12 protein-coding genes are annotated in these 18,581 nt (G+C 59.4%); 5 read left to right on the top strand and 7 right to left on the bottom strand.

From position 1 onward, the window contains the following. Window positions 1-41: 41 nt before the first annotated feature. On the bottom strand, window positions 42-767 hold the full coding sequence (locus FQ182_RS07795; RefSeq protein WP_149412145.1) for a TorF family putative porin: 726 nt from the start codon (window positions 765-767) through the stop codon (window positions 42-44). A 222-nt stretch (window positions 768-989) separates the two neighbouring features. Then, the gene (locus FQ182_RS07790; RefSeq protein WP_007946007.1) at window positions 990-1,169 is read right to left on the bottom strand and encodes a hypothetical protein; all 180 of its coding nucleotides are present in this window, start codon (window positions 1,167-1,169) and stop codon (window positions 990-992) included. 322 nt (window positions 1,170-1,491) lie between these two features. Between FQ182_RS07790 and FQ182_RS07785 the strand changes: the two genes are divergently transcribed. Together FQ182_RS07785 and FQ182_RS30170 are read left to right on the top strand one after the other, a co-directional pair. After that, a complete protein-coding gene (locus FQ182_RS07785) occupies window positions 1,492-2,328 on the top strand; it encodes a S1 RNA-binding domain-containing protein (RefSeq protein ID WP_149412144.1) in 837 nt (278 codons plus the stop codon). A gap of 358 nt (window positions 2,329-2,686) precedes the next feature. After that, window positions 2,687-2,809 (top strand): PA1414 family protein, encoded by a 123-nt coding sequence (locus FQ182_RS30170; protein ID WP_256666160.1) that lies wholly within the window; start codon window positions 2,687-2,689, stop codon window positions 2,807-2,809. Window positions 2,810-3,053: 244 nt separating this feature from the next. On the opposite strand, the gene FQ182_RS07780 is transcribed toward FQ182_RS30170, so the two are convergent. Together FQ182_RS07780 and speB are read right to left on the bottom strand one after the other, a co-directional pair. Further along, window positions 3,054-4,433: a sodium:solute symporter gene (locus tag FQ182_RS07780; protein ID WP_149412143.1), complete on the bottom strand. Its 1,380-nt coding sequence runs from the start codon at window positions 4,431-4,433 to the stop codon at window positions 3,054-3,056. A 189-nt stretch (window positions 4,434-4,622) separates the two neighbouring features. Further along, on the bottom strand, window positions 4,623-5,573 hold the full coding sequence (gene speB, locus FQ182_RS07775) for an agmatinase (RefSeq protein ID WP_149412142.1): 951 nt from the start codon (window positions 5,571-5,573) through the stop codon (window positions 4,623-4,625). A gap of 198 nt (window positions 5,574-5,771) precedes the next feature. Here speB and FQ182_RS07770 point away from each other — a divergent pair, with 198 nt between their 5' ends. Further along, on the top strand, window positions 5,772-6,665 hold the full coding sequence (locus FQ182_RS07770) for a LysR family transcriptional regulator (protein ID WP_149412141.1): 894 nt from the start codon (window positions 5,772-5,774) through the stop codon (window positions 6,663-6,665). Window positions 6,666-6,670: 5 nt separating this feature from the next. Beyond that, entirely contained in the window at window positions 6,671-7,273 is a 603-nt protein-coding gene (locus FQ182_RS07765) for a tRNA-uridine aminocarboxypropyltransferase (RefSeq protein ID WP_149412140.1), read from the top strand. A 182-nt stretch (window positions 7,274-7,455) separates the two neighbouring features. Here FQ182_RS07765 and FQ182_RS07760 read toward each other — a convergent pair whose 3' ends face one another. The 3 genes from FQ182_RS07760 to FQ182_RS07750 are packed head-to-tail and all read right to left on the bottom strand — an operon-like array spanning window position 7,456 to window position 12,364. Next, window positions 7,456-8,811: an HlyD family type I secretion periplasmic adaptor subunit gene (locus FQ182_RS07760; RefSeq protein WP_149412139.1), complete on the bottom strand. Its 1,356-nt coding sequence runs from the start codon at window positions 8,809-8,811 to the stop codon at window positions 7,456-7,458. 10 nt (window positions 8,812-8,821) lie between these two features. Next, a complete protein-coding gene (locus FQ182_RS07755) occupies window positions 8,822-10,981 on the bottom strand; it encodes a type I secretion system permease/ATPase (protein WP_149412138.1) in 2,160 nt (719 codons plus the stop codon). 24 nt (window positions 10,982-11,005) lie between these two features. Then, a complete protein-coding gene (locus FQ182_RS07750; protein WP_149412137.1) occupies window positions 11,006-12,364 on the bottom strand; it encodes a TolC family outer membrane protein in 1,359 nt (452 codons plus the stop codon). Between the two features lie 499 nt (window positions 12,365-12,863). Between FQ182_RS07750 and FQ182_RS07745 the strand changes: the two genes are divergently transcribed. Then, on the top strand, window positions 12,864-18,563 hold the full coding sequence (locus tag FQ182_RS07745) for a retention module-containing protein (RefSeq protein ID WP_149493976.1): 5,700 nt from the start codon (window positions 12,864-12,866) through the stop codon (window positions 18,561-18,563). The last annotated feature ends 18 nt before the right edge of the window (window positions 18,564-18,581 follow it).

Raw genomic sequence — 18,581 nt, 5'->3', positions numbered from 1 at the left:
TAATGCATCTGAACTCGCCATGGGCGCGACAGTTCAGCACATCAATAAAACGATCGTTCCGCCTTCAAGGTCAACAGGCCATCACATTGCGAATTGCGCCCAGAGTAGGCCGAGCAATCGCCGCCGCTGAGGCTGGAGTCGCTGTAGATCAGGTCAAGGTCAATGCCCATCCAGGGGCGAGAGAACTTCACCGACCAGTCGCTGAAGTTACTGATGGAGCCGCCATCGGCCACTGAAACCGGGGCGCCCAACTGGTGAGTGGTGTACTTCATGCTGACGCCGATGCCGAAGGGCTGAGTGCCTCCTAGGTCGGCAAACAAGGTGCTGTCACGGCGGTCTGGGTCGTTGCTGAAAGACGCGCCGAAGCGATTGCCCAGCAAGTTGAGACCTCCGTAGAGTTCCTGGCTATCGAGGGGGCTTAGCTTGGGGTAGCTGTAATGAATCATCCCCAACTCATAGCCCAGGGTCTGGTCGAAAGGGCGCTTGAAACCCATATAGGAATCGACTTCCAGATTGCTGGTCGGCGAAATGCCCATGCTGGGTGAGAATTGTCCGAAGTACAGGCCGCTGTTGTGGGCCAGGTCCAGTCCGCCATGGAAGGAGTCGCTGCCCGCAGACGTGGGTTTGACCAGGCCCTGGGCCATGCTGCGGCTGGGGCTGGTGCCTAACTTGAGGTCGAAATCGCCCAATTCACGCTGGAAGACCTGCGCTTGGGCAACGGGGCAAGCCAACAGGGCGCTGACCAGGAGGATGCATATTTTGAGCACGCTTCACTCCGTAAAAAGCGAGGAGCAGTAACCGGAAATATCAGGAAAGTGCCTGATCTAGACGTGTGCAAGCATACCGGCGAAAGCCTGGCGATGAGGCCCGTTCGTCGATTAGTTAAGCAAGGGGTGTATCAAGATGGGTGTTGCGGGCTCTAGTCCTAGCGCCTTGGAAGGCAAAGCGCATAGGGACCAGGTGTGATGCGCAAGCTGCTTTTTTTAAGCTTACTTCTTGCCCAGCGTAATCTGCTTGGACGGACCGAAAGTCTGACCGCTCACGCCTTTGGCAATCTGCTGGATCTCGCCACCGGATTTGAGGAAGGCAGCAATTTGGTTGTTGATCGATTCGCTGGTTTCAACGGCCGGAGCTGGCTTTGCTTTGCTGTTGGATGCTTTTACGCGCATGGCGGCCACTAACCTGTAGAAAATTAACTTGGCCAAACATCGTACATGAAAAGCTTGACAATTGCTTGGTAAATATCCTCCTGAAATAAGCGGTGCTGTTGGAAATTGGCTAAGTTGACGTTTGAAAAAATACCTAACTCGCTGTTTTAACTACGAACCCTCGAGGAAGCGTGCCTGGATCATCGGTGAAGTCGAGGGTGTTGATCAGACGAGCGGGACCGCCCGCACTCAGGACATGATTTTTCGGGGTTGCGCGCCTGGACGCGGCACCGCCGCCGCCAAACTCGGGTAGAATGCCGCCCACGCAATGAGGGTATTGGAAATGGCTTTAGTCGGGCGCTACAACAGCTTGCAAGTGGTTAAACACACTAACTTTGGTTTGTACCTGGACGGTGATCAAGAGGGAGAAATCCTCTTGCCCAATCGGTATATCCCCAAAGATATTCCCAGTGAAGATGAAGACTGGCTTAACGTTTTTATTTATCTGGACAGCGATGACAAGCTCATTGCCACCACGGAAAAACCGAAAGTTCAGGTGGGCGAGTTTGCCAGTCTGAAAGTTGTTGAAGTGAATAGTATCGGCGTCTTCCTGGATTGGGGCCTGCCCAAAGACTTGCTGCTGCCGTACTCCGAAGAAAAACGCCAGATGACGGCGGGTGAATATTGCGTCGTGCATGTCTATCTCGATAAACACACCAAGCGCATCACCGCCACCGCTCGCCTTGATCGCTATCTGGACAAGACCCCGGCTAACTACCAGGTCGGTCAGGAAGTTGACTTGCTGGTAGCCGAAGCGACCGATATGGGCTTCAAGGCCATCATCAATAACAAACACTGGGGTTTGATTCACAAGAACGAAGTGTTCAAGTTCCTGCGTCCGGGCAAGGAAGAGAAAGGCTTTATCAAGGAGATTCGTGCCGACGGCAACATCAGCCTGAGCCTGCAGCCGGTGGGCGAAGAAGCCGCTTCGAGCCTGAACTCGAAGATCCTCGCCAAGTTGCGTGACAACAACGGCACCTTGCCGGTTAGCGACAAAAGCGACCCGGCGGTGATCAGCAGCTTGTTCGGTGTCAGCAAGGGCAACTTCAAGAAGGCCATTGGGGCGCTCTACAAGCAAGGGCACATTGTGATTCACTCGGATCGTATTGAGCTGAGCTGACCATCCGAGAGTGCGCGGGCAGCAGGACGTGGCTGGCCGCTTGGTGTTCACCTTCCGACGCAGCTGTTCCTATCGGGCGCGGCTGGCCCGCCTGGTTTTCCCACGCGTGCGTGGTTGATGTGGCGCAAAGCCATGCTCGGGGCTAATCTCAATGCGTGGATTGACCTGCAATAAGAGAGCAGGACGGTACCGCTGCAGGGCACACGAGCGATTGCTTGAACGATCAGTCAAAATCGTGATCAATTCAGTAATAGTTCGTTGTGGTTTCAGGCGAGCATTACGTAGGACTTAGGGCTACTATCTGTAGGAAGCGGTTACAGAATTCCAGCCGCTCGGCACTACCCTCAAAGGGGGCACCATGAAAGATAAACTGCAAAACTGGCTGCACGACCTCGGCGTCGCACTCGGCTTGATCGAGCCACCGCTGCAACCGGTGCCAATTCGCACCGATGATGAGCAGCGTCGCCCACGTCGCAGGTAAGTCCTGAAAAGCGCTCGAACGATTGTTGCTGGTATCGGGCGAGCGCTGCCGGGTGAGTTATTTGGGGCCATTCCCTGTCCCTAAAGGTCGCGCTCGCGGGCTAAATCCTTCCGAAACTCCCTCCCACGGTGTATTCGTCTGATTATGGAGATTTCCTGGTCGGATATTTCCCATCGTGTTAAGCGTCAGCTTTTTCGTTATTTGAATTTCCCATACTCCTTTTCCCTCAAGGCAAAGGCAGCACTCAGGCCGCCTCGGCCACCGGCTCCGGCCGACGGGACAGCAAACTCACCAACACAAAGCTCACCAGGCCAACCCCCAGGCTGTAATAGATCGGCGTATTGGCATCCAACCCATCCTTGATCATGAACACCAACGCGGTGACAAAGCCTAGCGTCATGGACGTAATGGCACCCGAGGTGGTCGCCCGCTTCCAGTAGATTGCGCCAATCAACGGAATCAACATACCGCCCACCAACAGGTTGTAGGCCAGGGTTAGAGCGCTGATCACGTCGTTCACCACCAGGGCGATACCCAATACGGCGATGCCGGTCAGTGCTGTGAACTGGCGGTTGATCTTCAGGCTCGACTGTTTGCCACCGCGCAGACGCGGCAGCAGGTCTTCGGTCAGTACGGTGGAAGCGGCGAGCAAGCCGGCGCTGGCAGTGGACATCATCGCGGCCAATGCGGCGGCGATCACCAGGCCACGAATACCCTCGGGCAACGACACTTTGACGATTGCGGCAAAGGCGTTGTTGACGTTGTCCAGGTCCGGGATCAGCACATGGGCGGCCATGCCGATCAGCGCACAGGCCAAGCCGTAGAGAATGCAGTAGACGCCAGCGAAGGTGCCAGCGTACTTGGCGACTTTTTCGTCACGAGCAGTGAACACCCGTTGCCAGATGTCCTGGCCGATCAGGATGCCGAAGAAGTAGATCATGAAGTAGGTGATGATGGTGTCCCAGCCGATGCTGGTGAAGCTGAAGCTCGATGCCGGCAGCTTGGCCACCAGTTCATCCCAACCGCCGACGCGGTACAGGCAGATCGGCAGCAGGATAAACATCAGGCCGACGGTCTTGATCACGAACTGCACGATGTCGGTCAGGGTCAGCGACCACATGCCGCCGATGGTCGAGTAAACCACCACCACGCCACCGCCCACCAACACCGAGATCCAGAACGGCAGGTCGAACAGCACTTGCAGCACGGTGCCGATGGCCAGGATCGAAGTCACGCCGATCATTAGCGCGTAGGCCAGCATGATCACCGCGCTGGCCTGGCGGGCCATTGGGTTATAGCGTTTTTCCAGCACCTGGGTGACGGTAAAGATCTTCAGCTTCAGCAACGGTTTGGCCAGGAACAGGTTCAGCGCGATGATCCCCATGCCCAGTGCGGCGCACAGCCAGAACCCGGAAATCCCGTGGACATAACCCAGGCGCACGGTGCCTACCGTGGACGCACCGCCCAGCACGGTGGCGGCCATGGTGCCCATGTAGAGCGTCGGGCCGAGGTTGCGGCCGGCGACCAGGTAGTCTTCGTGAGTCTTGGCCCGACGCATGCCATAGTAGCCGAGCACGAGCATGCCGGCGGCGTAGATGAGTACGACGAATAAATCCAAAGCCATGATGAGAGTCTCCGATTATCTTTTTTATGGGCTATCAGGCGGCTTGACGCATCGCCGGTTTATCGAACGCATCTATGCGCTTGCTGCGAGGATTTTTCGGCCCATAAACAGAGGCCGATTCCGGAAAAAGACTGAGCAAACTCAGGTGAACCACCGAAGCCAGGCCCAGGGTCACCACCAGGCCGATCCTCAGCGATGGACCACGCCGGGCAGTACACAGAGCATCTCGTACAGCAAGTTAGCGCCCAGCAGCGAGGTGTTGCCGGTGGTGTCGTAGGGCGGCGAAACCTCTACCAGATCGCAACCAACCAGGTCTAGGCCCTGGCAGCCACGGATGATTTCCATGGCCTGGATAGTGGTCAGCCCGCCAATTTCTGGCGTACCGGTGCCAGGTGCCCACGCCGGGTCGATGCCGTCGATATCAAAGCTGAGGTACACCGGGCCGCCGCCGACTTTTTCCCGCACTTCAGCCATCAAGGGTGCGAGGGAGTGATGCCAGCATTCCTCGGCCTGGATCACGCGAAAGCCCTGTTTACGGCTCCAGTTGAAGTCTTCGGCGGTGTAGCCCTGGGCCCGCAGGCCGATCTGTACCACGCGATCGCAATCGAGCAGGCCTTCTTCCACGGCGCGACGGAAGGTAGTGCCGTGGGCGATTTTCTCGCCAAACATATGATCGTTGACGTCGGCGTGGGCATCGATGTGCACCAAGCCAACCTTGCCGTGTTTTTTGTGGATCGCTCGCAGGATCGGCAGGGTGATGGTGTGGTCGCCGCCCAGGGTCAGGGGGATGACCTTGTGCTCAAGGATCTCATCGTAGGCTTCTTCGATGATGCGCACGGCGTCCAGCAGGCTGAAGGTGTTGATGGCGACGTCGCCGATGTCGGCAACCGATAGCGAGTCAAACGGCGCGGCACCGGTGGCCATATTGTAGGGGCGGATCATCACCGATTCGGCGCGAATTTCCCGGGGGCCGAAGCGGGTGCCGGGACGCAGTGAGGTACCAATGTCCAGAGGCACGCCGATAAAGGCAGCGTCCAGGCCTTCGGCCGATTGCAGATGGGGAAGACGCATCATGGTGGCGATGCCGGCGAAGCGCGGCATTTCATTGCCGCCCAGTGGTTGGTGGAAAATCTTGTCCACGGGATTACCTCATCGTTATTTTGTTTATTAGAGGCCGATTCTGCGAAATGCCGAGGGTGGAAAGAATCGCTGTGGGCAAATACTTAGTTCATATTTTTCTAAACTAAAGCCTGAGGTAGACTGCGCAGTGATCATTCTCACGCTCCACGTGGGAATGCCGCCCTGGACGCTCTGCGTCCGCTCTTAAGCGGAGAACCCATGGCCAGCGCCTTGCCCGACCTCAAACTCTTGCGCATCTTTGTCAGCGTCGTGCGGCACCAGGGGTTTGCCAACGCCCAGCACGAACTCAACCTGTCGACGTCGGCCATCAGCACTTACATGAGCCAACTGGAAGGCGCGTTGGGTCTGGTGCTGTGCCACCGTGGCCGAGGCGGTTTCAGCCTGACCAGCAAGGGCGAGTTGTTCCACCAGGAAACCCTGCGCCTGTTGGGCGAGCTGGAAGGCTTCGAACAATACGCCGCCGCACTCAAAGGCGAACTGCGCGGCACTCTCAAGCTGGGCGTGCTGGACTCCACCGTCAGCGACAAGGCACTGCCGTTTGCCGAAGTGATCGGCGCCTACAGCCTTGAGCATCCGGCGGTGCATTTGCACCTGTCGGTGATGAGCCCTTACGAATTGCAGTTGGGCGTACAGGACAATCGCCTGGACTTGGCCATCGGTGCCTTTTCCACACGCATGAGCGGGTTGATGTATATGCCGCTGTATCGCGAACAGCACTGGCTGTATTGCAGCTCCCGCCATCCGTTGTTCAACGAGCGGCGCATTCCCGAACAGGTGATCACCCAGCAGCGCATGGTCGGCCGTGGTTACTGGAGCCAGGCGGAACTGGCGCGCCACGGCTTCAAGCACAGCGCCGCCACTGTGGAAAGTATGGAGGCACAGTTGATTCTGGTGCTGTCCGGCGCTTACATCGGCTACTTGCCGGAGCACTATGCCCAGGCCTGGGCCGACAAGGGCGACTTGCGGGTATTACTGCCGGCAACCTTCGGTTATCAGGCGCCGTTCTCGATGATTATGCGCCGGGGCCGCAGCCGCGAGCCGCTGATCCAGACTTTCCGCGATTTGCTTAAAGCCCAGCTCAACCAGGCCTGATTCCCATGTCCAGACCCCAATGCCCACGCTGTATGCGCCCCTCCAGCCATTGTTTATGCGCGCTGATCCCCAGCCTCGACAGCCGTACTCGCGTATTGCTATTGCAGCATCCCAGTGAGGTCAACCATGCCTTGAATACGGCGCGGCTGGCGGCGTTGGGGTTGGAGAATGCGCAGTTGGTGGTGGGGGAGGTGTTTGACGATTTACCGGCGCTGTTGAACCCGCCGGGGTATCAGGCGCGGTTGTTGTTTCCCGCTGAGGGTGCGCAGCCATTGCAGCCTTACACGCCGTGCGACGAACCGTTGTTGCTGGTGGTCCCCGATGGCACCTGGCGCAAGGCGCGCAAGTTGCTGCACCTCAATCCACTGCTGGCGGCACTGCCTCGGGTGACGTTGGCCGAGGGCGCTGTTTCCCGCTATCGGCTGCGCAAGGCACCGGGGCCTGGGGCATTGTCGACGGTAGAGGCGATTGTGCAGGCGTTGCAGGTGCTGGAAGCTCCGGCCTCATTTGAGCCGTTATTAAGGCCGTTTGAAGCGTTGATCGAAGGGCAGATTGCGGCTATGGGCGAAGAGGTTTTTCAGAGAAATCATGGCGAACCATCGCCGTAAGTGCTGAACCTGTGGCGAGCGGGCTTGCCCGCGTTGGGCCGCGTAGCGGCCCCAATAGAGCCACTGCGATCTGTCAGGAAGACTGCAGTTGTTGGTTTTAGGGCTGCTTCGCAGCCCAACGCGGGCAAGCCCGCTCGCCACAACAAGCCCGCTCGCTACAAGTTCTTTGTCAGCCACCCAGTCTACCGTTCGCGCATTGCCTCCGTCCGTGCCTTCAACACTGGCTTGAGTAAGTAATCCAGCACACTCTTCTCCCCGGTAATAATGTCTACCGTTGCCACCATCCCCGGAATGATCAGCAGCGGTTTGGCATCCCCGCCCAGATGGTTTTTATCGGTGCGTACCTGGATCAGATAGAAACTGTTGCCCTTGTCATCGGTAATCGTATCGGCGCTGATCAACTCCAGCTTCGCCGCCAGCCCACCGTAGATGGTGTAGTCGTAGGCACTGAACTTGACCATCGCCTTCTGTCCCGGATGCAGGAACGCCACATCCTGCGGGCGCACTTTGGCCTCGATCAGCAGGTTGTCTTCCAGGGGCACGATTTCCACCATATCGCTGCCCGGCTGGACCACGCCACCGATGGTGTTGACCTTCAATTGCTTGATCACCCCATGTACCGGCGAGACGACGGTGGTGCGGCTGACCCGGTCGTCGATGGCGATGCTCGTGGCGGTGATTTTCGACAGGTCGGTGCGTTTTTCATTGAGTTCCTTGGCCGCGTCCGAACGAAAGCCCTGCACCGATTCGTCGATCTTGCTCTTGATCTCATTGATCGCCGACTCCGCCCTTGGGATCGCCAGGGTGGTCGCGTTCAATGAGCCACGAATCTCCACAGCGCTGCGTTTTAGCCGCAGGATTTCCACTGGCGATACCGCGCCGGTGCCCACCAGCGGCGCCGACATATTCATCTCTTGCTGTAGCAACGCCAGGCTGGAACTGAACTGGCCCTGCTTGGAGCGAAACTCCGCCAGTTCCTGGGTTTTCTGCCGCAGTTGTTCGGTCAACGTCCGTTGTTCGCTGTTCAGGCGCCGCTGGCGTTGTTCATATAAAGAGCGCTCGTCCTCGGCCACCTGCGGCGCCTTGGCGATCACTTCGTCTGACAGCTTGAACGGCCGGCCTTCAGCCTCAGCGGACAGCCGCTCGACCTGGGCGATCAGCGCAAAACGGTCGACCTCGCTTTCGCCCTTGTTGGAACGAAAACGCGTGTCGTCCAGTTGCAGCAAGGTGTCGCCTTTATCGACCATTTGTCCTTCGCGCACGAAAATCTGCGTGACGATACCGCCCTCCAGGTTCTGGATCACTTGCACCTTGCTCGATGGGATGGCCTTGCCTTCGCCCATGGTTACTTCATCGAGCACGGCGAAATTGGCCCAGACCAGGGCGCTGATGATCAGGGCTGCGGTGAGCCACACGGTGATGCGCGAGCCTCGTGGCGAATCCTGCAGCGAGGCGCCGGCTACTTCGGGCATGAATTCGCTTTCGGCGCTTTTGCCAAAACTTGAAAAGTAGCCCCGTGAATCGGTAGTCGCTGACATGGTAGGGCTCCTAGACCGCCGCCGAGCCGACACGGCCCTTGCGCAGTGCATCGATGACGCTTTCTTTCGGGCCATCGGCAACGATCCGGCCGTTGTCCAGAACGATCAGCCGATCCACCAGGCTGAGCATTGAGGTGCGGTGGGTCACCAGCAGTAAGGTCTTGCCTTTGACCCACTGTTCCAGGCGTTGGCGCAGGAGGTCTTCGCTGCTGTTGTCCATGGCGCTGGTGGGTTCGTCCAGCAGCAGGATAGGCGGGTCGAGTAGCAGCGACCGCGCCAGCAGCACCGCCTGGCGCTGGCCGCCGGAAAGCAGTTGGCCGCGCTCACCCACTGGGCGGTCGAAGCCCTGTGGGTGTTGGCGGGCCAGTTCGCTGACGCCGGTCAGTTCGGCTACTTCGAGCATCCGCGCGTCGCTGATGTAGCGGGCGCCGAGGGTCAGGTTATCGCGCAAGCTACCGGCCAGCAGTGGCAGGTCATGGGCGACGTAACCCACTTGCTGACGCAGGTCGGCCACATCCAGTTGCCGCAGGTCGAGGCCGTCAAGCAGCAATTGGCCTTCATCGGGCGCATAAAAACCCATCACCAGTCGCCCGAGTGTGCTTTTGCCCGAGCCGCTACGGCCGATGATGCCGACGCGTTCGCCGGCCTTGAGGCTGAAACTGATAGTGGCCAGGGCCGGGGCGTTTTGCCCGGCGTAGCGGAAGGTCACTTGGTTAACCTCCAGCGCTCCGGTCAATTGTGTGCGCTCCAGCGGGCGCTGGTGCGGGTCGCGCTCCTGGGGCAATGACATCAGCGCGTCGGTGCTGCGCATGGTCAGTTGTGCCTGTTGGTAGCGGGTGATCAACCCGGCAATCTGCCCCAGCGGCGCCAGTACCCGGCTGCCGAGCATGTAAGTCGCCACCAGCGCACCGACGCTGAGGTTGCCGGCAATGATGCTGTAGACCCCGGCGACGATGGTCGCCATCCCGGAAAACTGCTGGATAAACAGCGTGCCGTTGGTCGCCAGCGCCGATAGGTTGCGCGCGTGGCTGTCGAGGCGGGTGAGCGCGCCGTGGGTACTTTCCCACTGGTGCTGGCGTTCGCTTTCGGCGCTGCAGGCCTTGAGAGTTTCCAGGCCACCAAGGGTTTCAATCAGCAGGGCCTGGCGTTCAGCCCCCAGGACCAGGCTTTTTTGCACGGTATCGCGCAGGCGAGTCTGGATGATCAGGGCGAAGAGGATGGTCAGTGGAAACGCGCACAGCGGGATGATCACCAGCCAGCCGCCCAACAGGCCAATCACCACCAACATCAGTACGGCGAAGGGCAAGTCGATCAGGCTGGTAAGGGTCACGGCGGTGAGGAATTCCCGCAGGCCCTGGAAGTCATGGATGCTCTGGGCGAAGCCGCCGATGGTCGCGGGTCGGGCCTTCATCGACATACCGGTGATGCGCTCGAACAAGGTGGCGGAAAGAATTACGTCGGTTTTCTTGCCGGCAGTGTCCAGCAAATGGGCGCGTACCACCCGCAGCACCAACTCAAAACTGGTGCCGATCAACAACCCGATGGCCAGCACCCACAAGGTCGAGACCGCCTGGTTGGGCACCACGCGGTCGTAGGTTTGCATGACGAACAGCGGCACCATCAGCCCCAGCAGGTTGATCAGGAAACTGGCGAGAATCGCATCGCTGTAGAGCCAGCGGGACAGTTTTAGGGTGTCGCGAAACCAGGCTTCAACCCGAGGCACCAGAGGCGCGCGCAGGTCTTCGATTTCGTGACGGGGGCGGGCGAACAGGGCCTGGCCGCTGTAGGCCTCGGCCAGCTCTTCGCGGCTGACCCATTGCTCGCCACCTTCGGCTTCGCTGGGTAAAATCAGCGCCTGGCCATCTTCGCTCCAGCGTCTGAGGACGGCGCAACGGCCGTCCTTGAATATCAACAAGACCGGTAGGTTTAACGCTGAAATCGCTCCCAATTCGCGACGCAGTAACCGCGCCTGCAAACTGGCCCGCGCCGCTGCCCGTGGCAACAACTCCAGGCTCAGGCGCTGTTGCGCCAACGGCAAACCGGCACTCAGGCTGGAACGGCTGACGGTGCAGCCGTGCAGTTTGCAGAGGATCAGCAGACCGTCGAGCAGCGGGTCATCAAAGCTCTGGCGCGGGTCGATGCCGGTGTTCAGCGGTTCCATTTGGGTCACGGCGGTGTGCTCCAGGGCGTAGGGCTACTTCATTTCAGGCAAGTGGGCATCGCTTCTGACTTCCGACTGGGCAATGGCTTCGGCCGGCACCACCACGCGTTCCTTGTTCAGCAACTCGCCTATGTTGGCCAGCACGCGGTACATGGAGAACTCTTCGGTGTAGCGCACTTCGGTGTAGCGTCGGTTGGCGTTGTACAGCTCGTTTTCACTGTCTAACAGGTCGAGCAGGGTGCGTTGGCCAAGGCCGAACTGATCCTGATAGGCCATCCGCACCCGTTGGGTGGTTTCGGCGTATTCCCGTGCGGTGGGGGTCTGCACGCGCGCGTTGTCCATCGCATGCCAGGCTAGCGAGAGGTTTTCGTTGAGCATGCGCAGGGCGTTGTTGCGGATGTCCATGGCCTGGTTGATCTTGTGGGAGTCCGACGCCAGGCGGGCCTTGTCGCTGCCGCCACGGAACAGGTTGTAGTTCATCACCACGCCGACCCGCCATTCATTGTCGTGGCCGAGATCACCCTGCACATTATTGTTGGCGCCCACCGCCGCCTCGGCATCGAAGCGCGGGTAGAACGGCGATTTGGCCACTTCGTACTGACTTTCGGCGGCCATCACATCGGCCTGGGCGGATTTCAGGTAGGGGTTGTTCTCCAGCATGCTTCGCCTTGCGCCGAGCATGTCAGCGGGCAGTTCTCCCTTGATTGAGGCCGGGCCTTCCAGCTCATCGGGCAGACGACCGACAACGCTGAAGAAATTCGACTCGGCGTCCTGCAAGTCGACCATCGCCGTTTGGTAGTTGTTTTCCGCCAGGGCCCGACGGGCAGTGGATTGATCGCTGTCGGCGGTGCTGCCGATGCCGCGCTGAGTGCGCAGGCCGATCTGGTCATTGACCCGCAGGTGCGCCTGCAGGTTGTTTTTTGCCAGGGTCAGCAACTCCCGCCGTTTCAGCACTTCCAGGTACACCTCGGTGGTGCGCAAGGCCAGGCTCTCGGCGGTGCCACGGGTGTAATAGGCTCTGGAGTTGACCACGGCGCCCGTGCGCTGCACTTCGTTGGAGGTGTTGAAACCGTCAAAGAGCATTTGCCGCAAGCGCAGTTCCGACTGGGTGTAGTTGTCGGTTTGCGTATTGTGGTTGTTCCCTCGCGCCCGTGTGGTGCTGTTGTCGCTATAGCCGCGGCCATAGGCAGCGTTGAGGTCGAGGCTGGGGTAAAAACCGCCCCGGGCCACTTTCACATCTTCATCGGCCGAGAGCCGGTTGTTGCGGCTGGCGTTCAGTTCAGGATGGCTGTCCAGAGTGCTTTGGATCGCTTGGGTCAGCGACATGGCTTGGGTATTGGCGCAGGCCATGGCGATCAGAATCGCGCTGCAGAGTGGGGTCAAAACGCGCATGGGGTACATCTCCCGCTGTCAGTGTTGCTAGCTTGTCGCCATTTATTTGACGAATTTTAATGATCAAACCGTCTCAGGCTTGTAACAACACAGCTAAGAACATTTGCGGGGCAAGCTAAGAAGAATTTCTCATAATGGTTATGCACAAAAAAACTTATGCGTTCGGCTTGAAGCAATACATTGTTCAAACCACAGGCCTTGAATTTTAAGCGCTATGGCGCGTTTTAGGGCTCAAGGAAAGTTCAAACGCAAATGTAGTCGGGTGAAGGTTGAGAGGAAAAAAAGGAATTCAAAGGTGACGGTTTTTTGTCACCTGCCTTTTTGGATGGCTCTTTTTAGCAGGTGTGTAGGGGTTGGCTGAGCTTGATTTGATTCAGTTTTGTGCCACTGCTTGCGGTATGCCGAGAGCCCTCCAGTCGCCAGCCTGGTGATTCATGAATCCGCTGCATTTGTGCACGTAACCGATGTGCCGACCTGGGTCGGACATGGAGAAGAGCACATGGCTAAGCTAATCGGTGTTGTCAGCAAGATCGTTGGGGAAGTCTTTGCCGTCGCGGGGGATGGCAGCCGCCGTGCCCTGACCGAAGGCGACCGCCTGTTCGCTGGCGAGCAACTGCAGACCGGCGCTGCTGGCGCGGTGGCGGTGCACTTGCAAAACGGCCATGAACTGACCCTTGGGCGCGACAGCAGCTTGAGCCTGTCACCGCAATTGCTGGCAAGCCAGGCGCCCCAGGTCAACACGCCCGACAGTGTGACGCCCACCGAGGCGATGCTGACCGATGTCCAGCAGCTGCAAAAAGCTATTGCCGCCGGCGCCGACCCGACCCAAACCGGCGAAGCCACCGCTGCCGGCCCCACTGGTACCAACGCTTCTGGCGCCTTGGGTGGCGGGCATTCCTTTGTGCTGCTGACGGAGGTGGCTGGGCGGGTGGAACCGGTCATCGGCTTTCCGACGGCCGGCTTTGGTGGGATTCCCGAGTTTGCGCTATTCCAGGTCGCGGGAGAGCCCGATACCGGCAACGACACCCCTGTGGTTGCGCCGCCACCGGTCCTGCCACCCGATAATCCGGTGACCTTGAGCGGGTTGACGGTCGAAGGCGGTGAAGTGACCGTCAACGAGGCCAACCTGGCCTTGGGTTCAGCGAGCAATCCGGCGGCGCTGGTGCAAACCGGCACCTTCAGCGTCTCGGCACTCGATGGCTTGCAGAGCCTGACGGTGGGCGGGATCAGTGTCGTCAGCGGCGGCGTGGCCAGTGGCTTCCCGCAAAGCATCACCACCGGGCTGGGCAACACCTTGAGTATCACCGGGTATAACGCCACCACCGGGGTGATCAGCTACAGCTATACCTTGACCGGCAATGAAGCCCATTCGGCGGGCGGCGGTACCAACAGCCTGGGCGAACAGTTCAGCGTGGTCGCCACTGACAGCGACGGCGACTCGGCCACAGGTTCGCTGGATGTCACGGTTATCGATGATGTACCCAGGGCCATCAACGACACCCCCGAAGGCAGCGCTTCGGAAAGCCAATTGATCCTCACTGGCAATGTATTGGGCAACGACGTGCAAGGCGCCGACCGTGTCGCCAGCGGCCCGATCGTCGGCGGTACGTTTGCCGGGCAGTACGGCACCCTGGTCCTGCAGGCTGATGGCAGCTACATCTACACGTTGAACACGGGCGACGCGGACTTTATTGCCCTGCACGGCGGCGGCAATGGTACGGAAACGTTTGCCTATACCCTGACCGATGCCGATGGCGATACCAGCACCGCCAACCTGGTGCTGCAAGTGCACAACAACGACGATCCAGTGGTGATTGGCGGTATCAACGTCAACGGTGCTGACATGACCCTCTACGAAAAAAACCTGACCGATGGCAGCAGCCCTGACGCCACGGCACTGACCCGTACCGGCAACCTGACAGTGTCGGCGGTGGATGGTCTGCAGAGTCTCAATGTGGGTGGCATCAACGTGGTCGCTGGTGGCGTAAGCGCAGGCTTTCCGCAATCGATCGTTACCGGGTTGGGCAACACCCTGACCATCACCGGCTATAACGCGGCCACTGGGGTCGTCACCTACAGCTACACCTTGACCGGCAATGAAGCTCATTCGGCGGGCGGCGGTACCAACAGCCTGGCCGAGAGCTTCAGCGTCGTCGCCACGGATACCAATGACAGTTCGGCCACGGGCGCGTTGCATATCAGTGTGGTTGATGATGTGCCGCAGGCAGTTGATGATAGCAACCTCAGCACTGCATCCGAAAGCTTGCAAACCCTCAGCGGTACGGTGCTCGGCAACGATGTGCAAGGTGCTGATCGTGTCGCCACCGGGCCTATTACAGCGGGGACTTTTGCCGGGACTTACGGCTCGCTGGTACTGGCTGCCGACGGTACTTACACCTACACACTGAATACCGCCGACGCCGACTTTATCGCCCTGCATGGCGGCGGCAACGGCACGGAGACTTTCGCCTACACACTGACCGATGCCGATGGCGACACCAGCACTGCCAATCTCGTCTTGCAAGTGCATAACAACAACGACCCGGTCGTGCTCACTGGCCTGGAAGTGAACGGCGGCGAACTCACTGTCTACGAGAAAAACCTGCCGTTGGGCAGCGCTACAGACACTCCTGCCCTGACCCAAAGCGGCACCTTCACTGTCACCGCGTTGGACGGTTTGCAAACCTTGACCGTGGGCGGCATCAGCGTCGTTAGCGGCGGGGTAGCGGCTGGTTTTCCACAGTCGATTCCGACCGGTTATGGCAATACCCTGACCATCACTGGCTACAACGCGACCACGGGCGTGATCAGCTACAGCTACACCCTCAACGGTACCGATAGCCACCCGACTGGCGCTGGCGCTAACAGCATCAGTGAATCCTTCGTTGTAACGGCCGCCGACTCTGATACCAACACCGCTACCGGCTCGCTGGACGTTACCATCGTCGATGACGTGCCTAAGGCGGTTGATGACAGCAATCTCAATACCGCATCCGAAAGCTTGCAAACCCTCAGCGGTACGGTGCTCGGCAACGATGTGCAAGGTGCTGATCGTGTCGCCACCGGGCCTATTACAGCGGGGACTTTTGCCGGGACTTACGGCTCGCTGGTACTGGCTGCCGACGGTACTTACACCTACACACTGAATACCGCCGACGCCGACTTTATCGCCCTGCATGGCGGCGGCAACGGCACGGAGACTTTCGCCTACACACTGACCGATGCCGATGGCGACACCAGCACTGCCAATCTCGTCTTGCAAGTGCATAACAACAACGACCCGGTCGTGCTCACTGGCCTGGAAGTGAACGGCGGCGAACTCACTGTCTACGAGAAAAACCTGCCGTTGGGCAGCGCTACAGACACTCCTGCCCTGACCCAAAGCGGCACCTTCACTGTCACCGCGTTGGACGGTTTGCAAACCTTGACCGTGGGCGGCATCAGCGTCGTTAGCGGCGGGGTAGCGGCTGGTTTTCCACAGTCGATTCCGACCGGTTATGGCAATACCCTGACCATCACTGGCTACAACGCGACCACGGGCGTGATCAGCTACAGCTACACCCTCAACGGTACCGATAGCCACCCGACTGGCGCTGGCGCTAACAGCATCAGTGAATCCTTCGTTGTAACGGCCGCCGACTCTGATACCAACACCGCTACCGGCACGTTGGACGTCAACATCGTCGATGACGTGCCCAAGGTGGTGGCCAGCGAACGCTCGGTCACGGCCACCGAGGTGGATTCCAACCTGCTGCTGATCATCGACGTGTCCGGCAGCATGAATGATGCATCGGGCGCGGGCGGCACGCGTTTGAGCCTGGCCAAGGCGGCGATCAACGAGCTATTGACCAAATACGACGAGATGGGCGATGTGAAGGTGCAGATCGTCACCTTCAGCACCGGTTCCACGCAGTTGACCAGCCAGTGGGTGGATGTGGCCACCGCGAAGAGCATTGTCGCAGGCATCAGCGCTACGGGCGGTACCAACTACGACTCAGCCCTGGGCACTGCACAAACGGCCTTCACCTCTGGAGGCAAGCTGACAGGGGCGCAGAACCTGTCGTACTTCTTCTCCGACGGCAACCCCACGCTGTCCAATACCAACAACCCGAACAACCCCGGCGATCAGGTCAATCCGGAGTTTGGCGACGGTATCAACGCGAGCGAAGAGGTGCTGTGGAAAGCCTTCCTCGACGCCAACGGCATCAAGTCCTACGCCATTGGCCTGGGCGCTGGTGTCAACGGCATCTACCTGGACCCGGTGGCCTATGACGGCAGCACCCATACCAATACCAACTCGGTGGTGGTCACTAACCTTGCCGGCCTGGATGCGGTATTGGCCGGCACTGTGCAAGGTGCGCCGGTCACCGGCAGCCTGATGACCGCCGGCACCTTTGGCGCTGACGGCGGCTTTATCAAATCCCTCATGGTGGATGGCATCACCTACACCTACGACCCCGCGGGCCTGGGCAATCAGGGCTCAATGAGCGCCAACCTGCCAGGCGGTCATGGCACGTTCGACACCCTGAGCAACAGCATCACCATCACCACCAGCCAGGGCGGTACGTTGGTGGTGGACATGGACAGTGGCGAGTTCCGCTACACGCCGCCGAAGCTGACGGACACGGCAATCACTGAAAACTTCGGCGTGGTGGTGAGCGACAACGACGGCGACCTGGTCAACTCCAGCCTGGTGGTCAAGGTCAACCCGAATGCGACGCCGGTTGCCGGCGATGACCATGTCATCACCAACATCTTCTCCAGCACGATTGTGGTGCCCGGCGAGTTGCTGTTGCTCAACGACAGTGACCCCAACTATGACCGGCTGACGGCCACGCCCACCAGCTTCACCACCGGTTGGGCGCTCAAGGGTGCCGACTTTACCGGCACGGGCAGCAAGGCATTTGCCGTCAACAACAATGTTCCCGCCAACCAGATTCTGCCTGACGTGCGGTCGTCATTCGCCGGTAATACCGCGACACTCATCGCGACGCTGGCGATCAGCGGCTATCTGGGCAACGTCACCACGGCCAACGCCAATGACGAAGACCGGATTACCGTCAGCCTCAAGCAGGGTGAAACCCTCAACCTGGACCACAATGTGGCGGGTGGTCGTATCACCATGGAGTACTCCCTTAATGGCGGTGGCTATATCCCCATCGCCGACGGAGGCACCATCACCGCAGCGGCCGATGGCGTCTATCAGATCCATATCACCAACATCACCAACACCAGCGGCAGCAACGTCGACGGTTCGCAGAACTACCTGTTGACCATGAAACTCAACTACGCCGGCGCCCAGGACTTTTCGCCGGACTTCCATGGTAACTACACGGTCAACGACAGCCACGGCGGCAGCGACAGCGGCGCCGTGAGCATCAGTTATCAGAGCGGCAATACCCTCAACGGTACCGCCGGGGACGATATTCTGATGGCCGGCCCGGGGAACAACATCCTCAACGGTGGTGACGGTAATGATGTGCTGACCGCAGGCACCGGCAATAACCAACTGCATGGTGGCAATGGCACCGACCTGCTGTTCAGCGGGGTGGGCAATGACCTGCTCGACGGCGGGGCAGGCATTGACACTGCCAGCTATGCCCACGCCACAGGCGGTGTGACCGTCGACCTCGGTCTGCTGGTGGCGCAAAACACTTTTGGCGCAGGGACCGATACCCTGATGGCGGTGGAAAACCTCATCGGTTCCAACTTCAACGACACCCTGATCGGCAACGGCAGTAACAACTTGCTCTCTGGCGGTCTGGGCAACGACACCCTCAGCGGTGGCGGTGGCGATGACATCCTGATTGGCGGGCCGGGCAACAACACGCTGACCGGCGGCACTGGGGCCGACACCTTTCAGTACGCCATCGGTAACACTGGGCATGACGTCATCACGGACTTCGTGCTGGGTATCGACAAACTGGATCTGTCGCAATTGTTGCAAGGGGAAAACGCGACGACGGCTTCGCTGGATGACTACCTGCACTTCAAGGTCGTGGGCGGCATGACCACCCTTGATATAAGTGCTGTGGCGGGTGCGGCCCCCAGCCAGACCATCGACCTGGCCGGGGTCAACCTGGCGACCCATTACGGTGTGACGCCGGGGGCGGGCGGGGTGATTGCGGGCGGGGCGGATACGGCAACTATTATCAATGGGATGTTGAATGATCATTCGTTGAAGGTGGATACGGTTTAGCGACAGCTGCAAGCCTCA

The sequence above is a fragment of the Pseudomonas sp. ANT_H4 genome (assembly GCF_008369295.1).
Taxonomy (GTDB): Bacteria; Pseudomonadota; Gammaproteobacteria; order Pseudomonadales; family Pseudomonadaceae; genus Aquipseudomonas.
Note: the sequence above shows the minus strand (reverse complement) of the source record. Positions and strands in the feature narration are given on the sequence as shown.